This window comes from Hyphomonas sp., from assembly GCF_013823385.1.
Lineage (GTDB): Bacteria > Pseudomonadota > Alphaproteobacteria > Caulobacterales > Hyphomonadaceae > Hyphomonas.
On the sequence record NZ_PNMA01000004.1, the window covers coordinates 19912 to 32345 of the forward strand.

Below are 12434 nucleotides of genomic sequence, written 5' to 3' on the forward strand. Positions count from 1 at the left end.
ACAAGAAAGCCGCCGCTCCGGGGATCGGGGCGGCGGCTTTGTTTTGTCTGTGTGGCAGTCTCAGGTGTTCTTGAGCGCGGCTGCTTTTTTCAGTTCTTTGGCAATAAGGTAGTAAAGCACCGGGCGATGCTTGGCGCGCACGCTGCGGCCATACTTCTCTACGGCTGCCTTGATGGCAGCATCGGCTTTTGCCTCATCGGTTACGCCGAGGCGCTTGCCGATGAAATTCGTCCTTACGCGTGCGAGTTCGTCCTTGTCGGAGGCGGCGACAGTGGCGGAGTCAGCTTTGTAGATGGCCGGGCCGCAGGCTCTGACAACAGCATCGAGAAGGGCAATATCCGGGCGCGCTTCGCCGACTTTTTCCTTCAGGTCTGCGATATACTTCTCAACAAGCACTTCTTTGGCGCTTGGCGCCTTGGTGGTGGCTTTTGCCATTTTGATTTCCTTCCTTGGTCCACTTCAGCGCAGAAAGGCGAAGCGGAGAATGCCACAGGGATTGCGAGGGAGGCCTGAAGCCTCGGGGGCATGTAGACCCCGCTTCGCCGGAAGGATCAAGCAGAAATGCACAGCCTGCGCATTTCTGCCTGATGTGTCAGTATACGGATTTTACTTATTGAGCGCGTAAATCATGCAAACGCTCGAAGAAATCTGCTGGGGTTTATCATCCGATGGCAGATTGAGCGTGTCGATGTCGGCCTGGGTGATCGTCACCTGGCGCCCGCCAACCATACCGCTGGCAACAGGAGGGGGCGGGGGCGGCGGAGGTGGGGGCGGCGCCATTGCGGCGGGGGAAGAGCGATAATAGTCGTAATCACTGCCCGCCATCGAGGACCATTGACCAAGGCAGGGCCCGCCGCCTTCCTGCACAACCATCAGCTTGCCGAGCGTCGCGCCGCTGGCAGCGGCCGTGGCTCTGGCGCGGGCGGCGCCATCTTTCACGGCGGCTTCATAGGCGGCGAGGTTCATGTCGGTGGTGCGCTCAAGATAGGTCGAGAGGCCGGAGGAATTTTCCGGCCCGAGCGCCAGCGCCCCTGCGCGTGCCGCGCCGGCCTTGGAGACGTCGTCCACGATCACGCTCAGCGAAACGCGCGCTTCATAAGCCCGGATCTTGTCGGAGCGTTCATTGTCGATGCGATTGCCGTCCTTGTCCTTGTATTGCTCGTAAAGCGCCGTGACATTTACCGAGGACTGAATGACGGCGCTCTTGCCGGCGGTCTTCTTGATCGTGTCATAGGCGAGGCGTCCGCGTTCGACGGCCAGCTGCATGGCCTTCTTCGAATCCTTGTCGGTCTCCAGATAGGTAACCGAGAAAGAGGCTCGGTTCGGGGCAACCTCCATATTGGCCCGGCCAAGCACCTCGATGACAGGGTTTCTCGTCCAGTAGGGTGTTGTGAAGGCTTCGTTCTGGAAGTCGGGCATGGTCTGCGCGCTGGCCAGAGACGTGGCGGCGGTACTCATCGCCAGGAACAAGCAGGCGAGGGCGCGCATTGCGGAAGGGCGTTTCATGTAGGTCCCCATAAGGTCAGATGTGAAGGCGGCCTGCAGAAAGACCTGCAGGCCGCGCAAACTATCGAACCTTTAATGTGGCCGTACAATGGCTTGATTAGTCTCCTTTTTCGTTCGCTTCGGACTGGAGCAGCGTGTAGCGCTCAATGCCGATGCGTTCGATCAGGGCGAACTGGGTTTCAAGATAATCGACATGTTCTTCCTCATTATGGAGGATCTTGAAGAACAGATCGCGGCTGCCGTAATCCCGCACCTGCTCGCAATATTCGATTGCGTCGCGCAGCAGGGGAATGGCGATATTCTCCAGCTTGAGATCGCATTCGAGGATTTCCTGAACGCTCTCGCCAATATGCAGCTTGCCCAGATCCTGAAGATTGGGAAGGCCGCCGAGGAAGAGGACGCGTTCGATCAGCCAATCGGCATGATGCATCTCTTCGATCGATTCCTCATGCTCTTTCTTGGCAAGCCTGGAGACGCCCCAGTCCCGAAGCATGCGGGAATGCAGGAAATACTGGTTGATGGCGGTCAACTCGTTTTTCAGGGCCTGGTTCAGGAAGTCGATGACTTTCTTGTCGCCTTTCATGGGGAGCTCCGCTGTGTGGCTGTGTAGGTGAATCTACCTAGTCGTATAAGCGAGTGCTCAATGGTGGGCAATCAAAAAATCCAATAAAATCAATTGCATATGAAAGTGCGACACAGTTGCAGCAGGCATGGCTCTGGCGCCTGCGCAAGGCAGGCCCAGCCAGTGCTTTGAGTTTTCAGGAAGAAACCGTTTGCTGCAGCCGGCTTATTCAGCCGCCATCATTGGCAGGGAGGAGCCTTGAGCGTCCATCTTCTCGGAAATCATTTCACCGATCGTGGTGGAGCACTTGCCGCAATTGAACTTGCAGCCATGGTGGGCCTGCACAGCCTTGGGGCTGCGCGCGCCAGCATCCACGGCCTCACGGACCGACCGGCAATTGATACGATTGCAGACGCAAATGATCATGCGAACCATTTGCAACACTTGCGAATGAGTGTCAATCGGACTTTTGCTGAGAGGGAAGCCTAAATTTGCCTTTCAGAAAATGATCAGCCGCCGGGCGGCGTTTCCCACCCAAAAACATCTTCAATTCCAAGGCCGAAGACCCTGGATATCCGGAAGGCGCTTTCCAGGGAGGGGGAGTATTTTCCAAGCTCTATGGCGATGATCGTCTGGCGGGTAACCCCGATGGCTTCAGCAAGTGCCGCCTGGCTCATGCCGCCCTGAGCTTCGCGCAGCGTCCTTATGCGATTCGTGATGGGAGGGGCCTTGGCCATGGTTCAGGCGCCCCGGCGATAGAGGGCTATCTGGAAGACGTATTCCGATATCTGCGACAGCATGAGGCTGAGAAAGATCAGGTGGAACAGCATGTTGCCATCGAGGTTCACGGAGTAGTGCCAGAGGCCCCCGAGCGCCGGAACGGCCAGCACATAGCCCGACCAGTTGCCGGCCTTGTCGGCAATGACCTTTTCCCGCTCATCCGCCGGCGCATTCGCCTCCTTGCCGGCAGTGCCAGCCAGAACGGACATCACGATCACCGAAGCAATGACGATGAAGACGACATAGGCGATCACAAAGCCGATGATCGGCGGGGCCGTTCTGCCAAGCGCCTCGGAAAGGCTCATCACTTTGCTGAAATAGAAGAACGCGCCCGCGCTCAACACGAGCCCCATGCCCCAGGCCGACTTTTCCCGGAACGACATGTCCGCGACGGTTTCGATGACAGACATGGCAGTCTCCAATGATGTCAAAAATTATATACATCGGCAGCTGGCCTGAAATCTTTTACATGTCAAACATATTTTACAATTTGGTCCCCCATCGCTTGACGCCCCCCGGCGTGGCCTCTAGGTCCGGCGGACCATTAATCAGCTGTGACTGACACCAAGATGACCGACCTCTCGACACTCGCCCAAACCGCCAAGGCCTGGCCTTTCGAGCTTGCCCGCGCGCTGGAAAAGCGCGTGGCCGAGCAGGTGAAGGCTGGCGAGCGCGAGGCGGACGCGCCGGTCATCTTCGAGACGGGCTACGGCCCATCGGGCCTGCCGCATATCGGCACTTTCGGGGAAGTTGTGCGCACCACGATGGTCCGTCATGCGTTTGAGGTACTGACGGCGGGAAAATATACCACGCGCCTGATCTGTGTGTCCGATGACATGGACGGCATGCGGAAGGTTCCCGATACCGTGCCTGATCCCAGATCGCTGGAGGCCTTTCTCCAGAGACCGCTGACATCGGTGCCCGATCCCTTCGGCACCCATGCTTCCTATGGCGCGCATATGAATGCGCGTCTCTGCGCCTTCCTCGACAAGTTCGGCTTCCAGTACGAGTTCCTTTCGGCAACCGACTGTTACAAGTCCGGCCGGTTTGACGCGATGCTGCTGCGCGCGGCGGAGAAGTATCAGGCGATCATGGATGTGATGCTGCCAACCCTGGGCGAAGAGCGGCGGGCCACCTATTCGCCCTTCCTGCCGATCAGCCCGAGCACGGGACGGGTGCTGTATGTGCCGATGAAGAAGGTGGACGCAGCGCGCGGTGAAATCACGTTCACGGATGAAGACGGCACGGATGTGACCCTGCCCGTCACCGGCGGCGCGGTGAAGATGCAGTGGAAGCCGGATTTCGGCATGCGCTGGGCCGCGCTCGGAATCGACTTTGAAATGTTCGGCAAGGACCACCAGGCCAACGCGCCCATCTATTCCAAGATCTGCCGCATCCTCGGTGCCCGCCCGCCGGAACAATATGTCTACGAACTTTTCCTGGACGAGAAGGGGGAGAAGATCTCCAAAACCAAGGGCAATGGCATCTCTGTCGAGCAGTGGCTGACTTATGCGCCGGACGAGAGCCTTGCGCTGTTCCAGTTCCAGAAGCCGCGCGTGGCGAAGAAACTCTATTTCGACGTGATCCCCAAGACTGTGGACGAATACCTCACCTTCCTCGAGAAGTTCCCGCAGGAAGAAGCCGCTGCGCAGCTGGAAAACCCTGTCTGGCACATCCATTCCGGCCGCCCGCCGCAATGGTCGAGCCCGGTCAGCTTCGCGCTGCTCATGAACCTTGTCGCCGTGGCAAACCCGACGGATACCTCCCAGCTCTGGGCCTATATCACCCGCTATGCCCCTGAAGCTTCGCCGCAGACCCATCCGCTGCTGGATGAGCTGGCGGGCTACGCCATGCGGTATTACCGCGACTTTGTGCTGCCGGCCAAAACCTTCCGGGCACCGACGGACCAGGAGCGTGCCGCAATGGCGGACCTTTCTGCGCGCTTCAAGGCCTTCAGCGACGAGCCGACCGGCGAGAACCTGCAGACGCTGACCTTCAGCGTCGGCAAGGATCATGGCTTCGAAAACCTGCGTGAATGGTTCAAGGCGCTTTACGAAGTGCTGCTCGGCCAGGAGCAAGGGCCGCGCTTTGGCAGCTTTGCCGCCCTCTATGGCGTTGCCGAGACCGCCAGGCTGATCGACGACGCGCTCGCGCGTGGATGAGCGGTAAGCTGAAAGTAACGTAGATCCGCGCTATAGAGGAGCCTTCTCAAGGAGGCTCTTTGCCCATGCGTTCTCTCATTCTTGCCGCCCTCGTTCTGACCATGCCGCTGACGGGCTGTGTGGCGACCAAGATCGTCACCGTTCCGGTCAGCTTGGCAGGCGACGCGCTGGAGGCGACCGCCAAGGGCGTGGTGTATGTGGGCGGCACGGCCGTCCGGGTGACGGGCGATGCGCTGGACGGGCCCGACGAGATGGTCCGCCTCGAGGTGACCTACAAGAAGGGCAAGGGTACGCGCACCGAGACGCGCGAAGTCAAAGCCAAATATGTCGAACGGGAAATCAAGAAGATGAGCAAGAAGGGCAAGGTGGTCGATGTGGAAGTGTCGCCGCTCCGTTGATCGTTGAAAAAGAAAACCCCTGGTCCGCTCTCGCGAACCAGGGGTGCAGTTTCGCCGCGCGCAATGCAGCCGGGAAGCGGCCCGGCTATCGCGCTGCAGCGATCAGAGAGACTTTCGCTTTGGGCAGCTTGCCCTCCGGCCAGCCGGCCCAAAGCTCTGCCTCATAGGCTTTTGCTTTTTCGGCGGCGGCCTCCTTCACATGGCCGAAGCCGCGGATTTCGTCCGGTACACGCGCGATCTCGACGGCCAGGCTATGGTTGGCGGCGGTCAGTTCCCGCGCAATGCGGCTCATATTGGCGAGATACTCATCGCGCAGGGCGCGTTCTATCTTGCGCTCCTCAGTATAGCCGAAGAGGTCGAGCTTTGTGCCGCGCAGGCCTTTCAGCCTGGCGAGAACGCGGAAGCCTGTCAGCATCCATGCGCCGAAATGTTTTTTCTCCAGATGCCCGTTGGCATCCTTCTTCGAGAGGATGGGCGGGGCGAGCCAGAAGCGGAGCTTGCCGCCCTTGAACTGGCTGGCAAGCTGCTCTGCGAATTTTCCATCCGTATAGAGACGGGCAACTTCATATTCGTCCTTGTAAGCCATCAGCTTGTAGGCATAGGTGGCGACGGCGCGCGTCAGGGTCTCGCCGAGGCCGGCTTGCGTCTCCACCGCGCGAACCTCTGACACGAGTGTCCGGTATCGAGCAGCGTAATCAGCATTCTGATAGGCGATGAGGCGGCCAGCGCGATCCTCAATCAGTTGGTCGAGGGTCTTGGGCTCAATGTGGCCGCGCGGGTCCTGCTGCGGCGCCAGGCGCTCGGGCGCGGCGGCAGCGATGCGGCCGATATTGAACGCCGCCATGTTATCTTCAACCTTCGTGCCGTTAAGCCGGATGGCGCGATAAAGGCCGCGCAGGCTGACAGGCACTTTGCCCTTCTGCCAGGAATACCCGACCATGATCATGTTGGTGTAGATGGCGTCGTGCAGATAGCCCACGGCGAGCGCTTCAGCGTCAAAGGCGCCGAACTCTGCAGTCTGGCGCTTCACCCGCGCCGAGAGCAGGTCGCTCTCGAAGCGTTTTGACCGGTTACGGATGAACTCCGACGTAGGGGTAACGTCCGAGTTGGTGTAGGCAGCCGTGCGCTCCGGGTCCATCAGGTTGAGCGCGTCGCCGCCGGCGGCCACCACAAGATCGCAGCCGATGATAAGGTCAGCGCTTGCCGGGGGTACGCGGCCGGTAGAGATCATCTCCGGCTCACGGGCAAAGCGCACATGGCTAAGCACCGGGCCGCCTTTTTGCGCGAGGCCCGTCATGTCCAGTGTGCAGGCCGCATTGCCGTCCACATGCGCGGCCATGGCCAGCACGGCGGCAACGGTGGTCACGCCCGTTCCGCCGACGCCCGTGAACAGCACGTTCCAAGGCTGGGCGAGGCTGGGCGTTTCGGGCAGGGGCAGGCCGTCAGCATCAAAGACAAGGCGCGGCTGGTCTTCCCAGGCCGGTTCGCCATCCTTGATGGTCACAAAACTCGGGCAGAAGCCTTTGACGCAGGAAAGGTCCGTGTTGCAGGTCGACTGGTTGATCCGGCGCTTGCGGCCAAGTTCGGTCTCGACCGGCTCTACCGAGAGACAGTTTGACTTGATCGAACAGTCGCCACAGCCCTCGCAGACTTCGGTATTGATGATGGTGCGTACACGGTCCGGAGCAATCATGCCGCGTTTGGAGCGGCGGCGTTTCTCGGTCGCGCACATCTGGTCATAGATAATGACGGTGACGCCCGGCGTCTGGCGCAGTTCCTTCTGCACTTCTTCCAGATCGTCGCGGTGATAGATTTTCACGCCGCGCGGCAGGCCGGTGACGGCGGCATAGCGCGTTGGGTCTTCCGTCACGATACGGATGGTCTTGACACCTTCGGCTTCCACCTGCTGGGCAATCTGCGCGGGTGTCTGGCCCGACTCCACATGCTGGCCGCCAGTCATGGCCACGGCGTCATTGTAGAGGATCTTGTAGGTCATGTTCGCGCCGGAGGTGACGGCGGCGCGGATGGCGAGAGAGCCGGAATGGGAATAGGTGCCATCGCCGAGATTGACGAAGACGTGAGGCTCCTCCGTCGCCCAGTGCTGGCCCACCCAGGCGATGCCTTCGCCGCCCATCTGGCTGGTCATGTCGGTTTTCCGGTCCGGCATGAAGTTCGCCATGTAGTGACATCCGATGCCGGCAAGCGCGCGGGAGCCTTCGGGAACATTGGTGGAGGTATTGTGCGGGCAGCCTGAGCAGAAGTGAGGCGAGCGCACGGTGGGAGAGGCATTTGTGCGCGCAGCTTCGCTAGCGCTGCCAACGCGGTTGAAATAGGCCTCGGCGCGGCTCGTATCCCAGCCTGAGGGAATGGAGCGCATCAGCGCGTTGGCGATTTCCGGAATGCTCAGCGAAGCGATGTCGGAAAGCAGGGGGCGGCCTTCGACATCGAACTTGCCTTCGATCACCGGGCGCCGGCTTTCGGGAAGGTCGTAGAGGGCCGCTTTCAGCTGGGCTTCGATCAGGGGGCGCTTGTGCTCGATGACGACAACACGTTCCAGACCCGCGCAGAATTCGCGGATGCCTTGGGGTTCCAGCGGCCAGGGCATGGCGACCTTGAAAATGCTGAGGCCAATGCGGCCGGCTTCTTCCGGCGTCAGGCCGATGGCGGCGAGGGCCTCGAACACATCGCGGGCGGCCTGGCCGGTCACGATGATGCCGACGCGCGGCTTGGGCGAAGGCAGGATCACATGATCGAGCCGGTTGGCGCGGACATAGGCCTGAGCCGCCGGCAGCTTGATCTGGCGCAGGCGGGCTTCCTTGTTGAGGGGGATGTCGCCCCGGCGCATATGGACGCCGCCTTCCGGGAAGGGAAAGGCGGGTCGCTGGATCGAGAGCCGGCTGAGCGTCACATCGACGACCGAGCCGGAATCCATCGTATCTGCGAGCGCGGTGAGGCCGACCCAGGCGCCGGAGAAGCGGCTCATTTCCCAGCCATGGATGCCGTAATCCAGCACATCCTGGATCGAGGCCGGGTTGAGTACGGGGATTTCGGCGTCTATCATTGCGTAGTCGGACTGGGAGGGCAGGGTCGAGGATTTGCAGTTGTGGTCATCGCCCACAATGGCGAGGACGCCGCCTAGGGCTGAGGTTCCAGCCGCATTGGCGTGCTTGAAAACGTCGCCGGTGCGGTCAACGCCGGGGGCTTTGCCGTACCAGATGCCGAACAGGCCGTCGAACTTGGCGCCGGGAAAAAGGCCAAGCTGCTGCGAGCCCCAGACGGCGGTGGCGCCGAGGTCTTCGTTGAGGCCTTCCCAGAATTTTATGTCATGGGAATCAAGGAGTTTCTGGACGGCGCGCAGCTGCTGGTCGTAGCCCCCGAGAGGGGAGCCCCGGTAGCCGGAAATGAAGCCGCCGGTATTGTGGCCTGCGGCGAGGTCCAGCCGCTTGCGGTCAATGGGTAGGCGGACAAGGGCCTGAATGCCCGTCATATAAGCCTTGCCCTCGACAAGTTCGTATTTGTCGTCCAGCGTAACTTCACGGTGTTTCATGGCAGACTGGCGCTCCAATGTCTGCGGCATATTATTGGGAAAAACGAACGAAATTGCTTGCCTATCTTGCAAGAATTTTGTTATTTCCGGGAATATTCTTCCAATTGTTGAGGGGTTCCCGGTAAATTGTCCCAAGAGCTTGATAGCATTGATGCCCGCATCCTCGATCTGATTCAGCACGATGCGAGCCTGTCGGTCGCCGAAATTGCAGAGCGTGTGGGACTTTCTTCTTCACCCTGCTGGCGGCGCATCAAGCGCATGGAGGAGGCCGGCTTCATCAAGGGGCGGGTGACACTGATTGACAATCATGCGCTGGGGCTGAACTTCGAGGTGATTGCCAGTGTCAAACTGGCCTTGCCGAGCAAGGAAAATCTTGAGGCTTTTGAAGCACTTGTGCAGCTCTGGCCGGAGGTGGTCGAATGTATGACCGTGACTGGGGCGGTAGACTATTCGATGCATATCGTAACAACGGACATGCATGCCTATGACAACTTCCTGCGCGACAAACTCCTTGGTTCCAAACTGGTTTCTGACGTTCAGTCGCGGATTGTCATCCGCGTTGCGAAGAAAACCACGGCCCTGCCGCTCGGTCTCGTGCGGCAATCGGCCAAGTCCAGCGACTAGCGCCTGGCGGGCGGCAAACCGCGCTTTTGCGTGCATTCTGGCGGCCAGTTTGGTGACAGGCGCGGTCATGGCGGAGACAAATCCGGACAAATCCGGACAGATCCGGACACTTCTGGACACGGCGCGGGACAAGCACGGCCTGATCGGGCTTGGCGCGGTGATCGCCACGCCGGAGGACGGGCTCATCGCCCTGGCGGTGAGCGGCGACCGCGCGCGCGGCGGCGCGGTCCTCCAGACCGAGGACGCCTGGCACATTGGGTCCAATACCAAGATGCTGACGGCATTGGGCTGGGCCCGTTTGGTGGAGGCAGGTTCAGCCCGCTGGGGCCTGACGCTGGGCGAGATCTTCGAGGGCGAGACATTGCACCCTCGCTGGCAGGACGTGACCATTGAGGAGCTGCTGGCGCATCGCTCCGGCGCGGCGGCCAATCCGGGCGCGTTCTGGATGATGGGGGCAGCGCGCAATGGCGACCCGGTGGCGCAGCAGCGCGCGCGCCTGGTGGCGGGCACCCTGCAGAAGCCCCCGTCCGGCAAGCGCGGCGAGTTCACCTATTCCAATCTGGGCTACATCATTGCCGGCCGGGCGATGGAGCAGGTGGCGGGGACAGGGGAGACCTATGAGGAGCTGATGCGCCGCCTGGTGATCGGGCAGGCGCCGGAGGGCGCGGGGGCAGGATTTGGGTTTGGGCCGCCAGACGCTATTGAGGGGCACAGGGGTGGACTGTTTGGCGGGCTGAAGCCGGTCGGCACCGGCCCGTCTGCCGACAATGCGGCCGCTTTTGCTTCTGCAGGAACGGTTCACATCAGCCTTGCCGGGCATGCGCCGCTTCTCTTGCCTTTCCTGGATGGCCCCGAAGCGCTGCCGGAAGCAATGCGCCGGAAGCTGATGGCGCCTTATCCCGACGGGTCGGCGGACTATGCCATGGGCTGGGGCGTGCAGACGGGCGAGGACGGCAAGCCGGTCTACCTCCACGCCGGATCGAACACGATGTGGCTGTCTCAGGTGGTCGTGCTGCCGGAGCCGGGCGTGGTCATCATCGTCAACACGAACGCGGCCGGGAAAGAGGCCAACGAAGCCATCCGTGAGCTGACGGGTGAGCTGATCGACTGGGCGAAGGAAGATTTCCGCTAGAGGCGTTCGGCCCGGATCACATGCCCGTCAGAGCGCAGCAGGTGATAATCTTCGCCCTCCGGCCAGACACGCAGATAGGTGATGAAATCGTTCGGGTGGATGCCGGTCTGATCCGGCCCCTGGAAGAAGGCAGCTGGCTCGAAGCACACCCAGGCCAGCGGACGTTCCCAGCTGGCCTCGGCGCCGGCTTCCTCGATCATGGCCTGAAGGGCGCGGCGGGTTTCAGCCGGCGGATACTGCAGGAAGACGGAATGAAAGATCACGGTCGGGCCTTCTTCAGGCCGCGCGGCGAGCTTTGCCTTCAGCCAGTCTGCCGCGTCTGCCTTGTCAACCCGAACGCGGGTGCGGCGGGCAAGGGCGATCGCAGCGTCAAGCCGCGCCAGGCGGCCGGGCTGATCGGGCCAGACATAGGATTTCAGCCGCCGCGCCGCTGACGCCTTTGACAGGCTGATCGGCGCCTGATCGCAGGCAGCGCGCGAGGTGACGTTGAACGACATGTCGATATGATCCGGGGGCGGACCAACCCAGTCCGTATCAATGGTCACATCGCTGTTGCCGGTAAGCTCCCAGCGGCTGGTCTGGTAGTTGAACCTGTCCCAGTTCTGATTGAGGCCCGCGCTGGCGCCAAGTTCGAGCATATGCATCGGTCCCGGAAAGAGGCTCGCCACCTTCAGGAAGCCTGGCACGAGTGCAATGGCACGCCGGGTTTCGTTGGTCTGCGGGGGTGATTTTATGAAAACCTTTGCGGCCCGCTCATGCCTTGCCAGCCAGTTGCGCGCCACTGGCCAGACAGCATCCATCGTCCAGCCCGGATTGCTGGCGGGATAGACGGCGGCGAGTTCCGGCGCCTTGCCGCCAAGAACGGCATAATGAAGATAGCCGGCCACCCGCAGGGACAGGGCATCGCGGCGGGGATCGCTCGCCCAGCCCTTTACCAGCCGCCCGACCGGCCCGCCGGTCTCGATGTCACTGGCCATGGCAAGGCACAGGGCCTCCATGAAGGGAGAGCCCAGCGCAGCGCAGAAGCCTGCCTGTTCGCGGAAATGCGCGAGAATATCGTCCCTAGTTGTACCCGCCACGCGGTTGTGCCCCTTCGCTCACACACTACCGATAGACGTATGCAAGGCGACTTCATAGCCGGAATTTATCGCCGCGCAGCTGATTTCCGGCGTTAATCTTGTTCCTGCCTCATGCAGGGGCAGGGCAGGGCCGTAACCGCCGAAAGACCATGCGCGGGCGCGGCCGGCATGAACAAGAAAGGCTTTGCCTTCAACGGCGTACATGGCGCCGTCTGGAAGCTGGGCGGGTGTGATGCTCTCTCTCGCGCGGCGGCCTGCAAGCACCTGCTGCATCGCGCCGGCGGCAAGGGCATCGACTTCGGAGATGGAGGCGCCCGGCTGCAGGCGGCCCGCCTGGATCAGAGCCTGCCGGAAAGCTTCGGCCTCCTGGCGCCGGCACTCGAAACAGGGGCGGTGGCCGCCCGCGAGCGCGGTCGCCTCATCCAGAAAGAAGAGTTCGGTATAATGGCCGGGCCGCATCAGCGGGCGGCGCCGGCCTTTGAAGTCCAGCCGGCAGATGATCCAGCGCGGGCTGGCCCATTGCCGGGCTTTCAGGGACTGGTCTTCCCGGTGGAAGCAGCCGCCCCGGTTTCCCATGAACAGACCGCGTTCGGGCACTGCATGCAGATGCCCGAACGGATCGACCCGGTTGCGGAGCGGCATGG

Annotated in this window: 13 protein-coding genes; 4 read left to right on the forward strand and 9 right to left on the reverse strand. The window is 61.5% G+C overall.

The annotated features are described in order from the left end of the window. Nucleotides 1-60: 60 nt before the first annotated feature. The 6 genes from C0456_RS03915 to C0456_RS03940 form a co-directional block, all read right to left on the reverse strand. Nucleotides 61-435, reverse strand: coding sequence for a DUF2853 family protein (locus C0456_RS03915; protein ID WP_291048537.1), 375 nt, complete (start codon nucleotides 433-435; stop codon nucleotides 61-63). A 171-nt stretch (nucleotides 436-606) separates the two neighbouring features. Continuing rightward, complete coding sequence (locus C0456_RS03920; protein ID WP_291048538.1) at nucleotides 607-1506, reverse strand: SIMPL domain-containing protein; 900 nt, start codon at nucleotides 1504-1506, stop codon at nucleotides 607-609. A gap of 97 nt (nucleotides 1507-1603) precedes the next feature. Beyond that, nucleotides 1604-2089: a bacterioferritin gene (bfr, locus tag C0456_RS03925; protein ID WP_291048540.1), complete on the reverse strand. Its 486-nt coding sequence runs from the start codon at nucleotides 2087-2089 to the stop codon at nucleotides 1604-1606. A gap of 204 nt (nucleotides 2090-2293) precedes the next feature. Continuing rightward, complete coding sequence (locus C0456_RS03930; RefSeq protein WP_291048543.1) at nucleotides 2294-2494, reverse strand: (2Fe-2S)-binding protein; 201 nt, start codon at nucleotides 2492-2494, stop codon at nucleotides 2294-2296. Between the two features lie 83 nt (nucleotides 2495-2577). After that, nucleotides 2578-2805: a helix-turn-helix transcriptional regulator gene (locus C0456_RS03935; RefSeq protein WP_291048546.1), complete on the reverse strand. Its 228-nt coding sequence runs from the start codon at nucleotides 2803-2805 to the stop codon at nucleotides 2578-2580. 3 nt (nucleotides 2806-2808) lie between these two features. After that, nucleotides 2809-3258: a hypothetical protein gene (locus C0456_RS03940; RefSeq protein WP_291048548.1), complete on the reverse strand. Its 450-nt coding sequence runs from the start codon at nucleotides 3256-3258 to the stop codon at nucleotides 2809-2811. A 159-nt stretch (nucleotides 3259-3417) separates the two neighbouring features. Between C0456_RS03940 and C0456_RS03945 the strand changes: the two genes are divergently transcribed. Both C0456_RS03945 and C0456_RS03950 read left to right on the forward strand, forming a co-directional pair. Further along, the gene (locus C0456_RS03945) at nucleotides 3418-5010 is read left to right on the forward strand and encodes a lysine--tRNA ligase (protein WP_367179206.1); all 1593 of its coding nucleotides are present in this window, start codon (nucleotides 3418-3420) and stop codon (nucleotides 5008-5010) included. A 65-nt stretch (nucleotides 5011-5075) separates the two neighbouring features. Continuing rightward, nucleotides 5076-5408, forward strand: coding sequence for a DUF6726 family protein (locus C0456_RS03950; RefSeq protein ID WP_291048554.1), 333 nt, complete (start codon nucleotides 5076-5078; stop codon nucleotides 5406-5408). An 85-nt stretch (nucleotides 5409-5493) separates the two neighbouring features. Here the strand turns inward: C0456_RS03950 and C0456_RS03955 are convergent, their stop codons facing one another. Next, nucleotides 5494-8955, reverse strand: a complete 3462-nt coding sequence (locus tag C0456_RS03955; RefSeq protein WP_291048557.1) for an indolepyruvate ferredoxin oxidoreductase family protein — start codon at nucleotides 8953-8955, stop codon at nucleotides 5494-5496. A 126-nt stretch (nucleotides 8956-9081) separates the two neighbouring features. Here C0456_RS03955 and C0456_RS03960 point away from each other — a divergent pair, with 126 nt between their 5' ends. Together C0456_RS03960 and C0456_RS03965 are read left to right on the forward strand one after the other, a co-directional pair. After that, nucleotides 9082-9579 carry an Lrp/AsnC family transcriptional regulator gene (locus C0456_RS03960; RefSeq protein ID WP_035601403.1) on the forward strand — a complete coding sequence of 166 codons (498 nt, stop codon included), beginning with the start codon at nucleotides 9082-9084 and terminating at the stop codon, nucleotides 9577-9579. 67 nt (nucleotides 9580-9646) lie between these two features. Next, on the forward strand, nucleotides 9647-10711 hold the full coding sequence (locus C0456_RS03965; RefSeq protein ID WP_291048562.1) for a serine hydrolase: 1065 nt from the start codon (nucleotides 9647-9649) through the stop codon (nucleotides 10709-10711). Here the strand turns inward: C0456_RS03965 and C0456_RS03970 are convergent. Both C0456_RS03970 and C0456_RS03975 read right to left on the reverse strand, forming a co-directional pair. Continuing rightward, nucleotides 10708-11790 (reverse strand): DUF2332 domain-containing protein, encoded by a 1083-nt coding sequence (locus C0456_RS03970; RefSeq protein WP_291048564.1) that lies wholly within the window; start codon nucleotides 11788-11790, stop codon nucleotides 10708-10710. The genes C0456_RS03965 and C0456_RS03970 overlap by 4 nt on opposite strands. Before the next feature lie 18 nt (nucleotides 11791-11808). Beyond that, nucleotides 11809-12432 (reverse strand): hypothetical protein, encoded by a 624-nt coding sequence (locus C0456_RS03975; protein WP_291048566.1) that lies wholly within the window; start codon nucleotides 12430-12432, stop codon nucleotides 11809-11811. Between the last annotated feature and the right edge of the window lie 2 nt (nucleotides 12433-12434).

What these genes read in the sequence shown, in the direction of transcription:
- C0456_RS03915 (WP_291048537.1), bottom strand. Translation starts at nt 435, where the DNA reads ATGGCAAAAGCCACCACCAAGGCGCCAAGCGCCAAAGAAGTGCTTGTT.
- C0456_RS03920 (WP_291048538.1), bottom strand. Translation starts at nt 1,506, where the DNA reads ATGAAACGCCCTTCCGCAATGCGCGCCCTCGCCTGCTTGTTCCTGGCG.
- bfr (WP_291048540.1), bottom strand. Translation starts at nt 2,089, where the DNA reads ATGAAAGGCGACAAGAAAGTCATCGACTTCCTGAACCAGGCCCTGAAA.
- C0456_RS03930 (WP_291048543.1), bottom strand. Translation starts at nt 2,494, where the DNA reads ATGATCATTTGCGTCTGCAATCGTATCAATTGCCGGTCGGTCCGTGAG.
- C0456_RS03935 (WP_291048546.1), bottom strand. Translation starts at nt 2,805, where the DNA reads ATGGCCAAGGCCCCTCCCATCACGAATCGCATAAGGACGCTGCGCGAA.
- C0456_RS03940 (WP_291048548.1), bottom strand. Translation starts at nt 3,258, where the DNA reads ATGTCTGTCATCGAAACCGTCGCGGACATGTCGTTCCGGGAAAAGTCG.
- C0456_RS03945 (WP_367179206.1), top strand. Translation starts at nt 3,418, where the DNA reads ATGACCGACCTCTCGACACTCGCCCAAACCGCCAAGGCCTGGCCTTTC.
- C0456_RS03950 (WP_291048554.1), top strand. Translation starts at nt 5,076, where the DNA reads ATGCGTTCTCTCATTCTTGCCGCCCTCGTTCTGACCATGCCGCTGACG.
- C0456_RS03955 (WP_291048557.1), bottom strand. Translation starts at nt 8,955, where the DNA reads ATGAAACACCGTGAAGTTACGCTGGACGACAAATACGAACTTGTCGAG.
- C0456_RS03965 (WP_291048562.1), top strand. Translation starts at nt 9,647, where the DNA reads ATGGCGGAGACAAATCCGGACAAATCCGGACAGATCCGGACACTTCTG.
- C0456_RS03975 (WP_291048566.1), bottom strand. Translation starts at nt 12,432, where the DNA reads ATGCCGCTCCGCAACCGGGTCGATCCGTTCGGGCATCTGCATGCAGTG.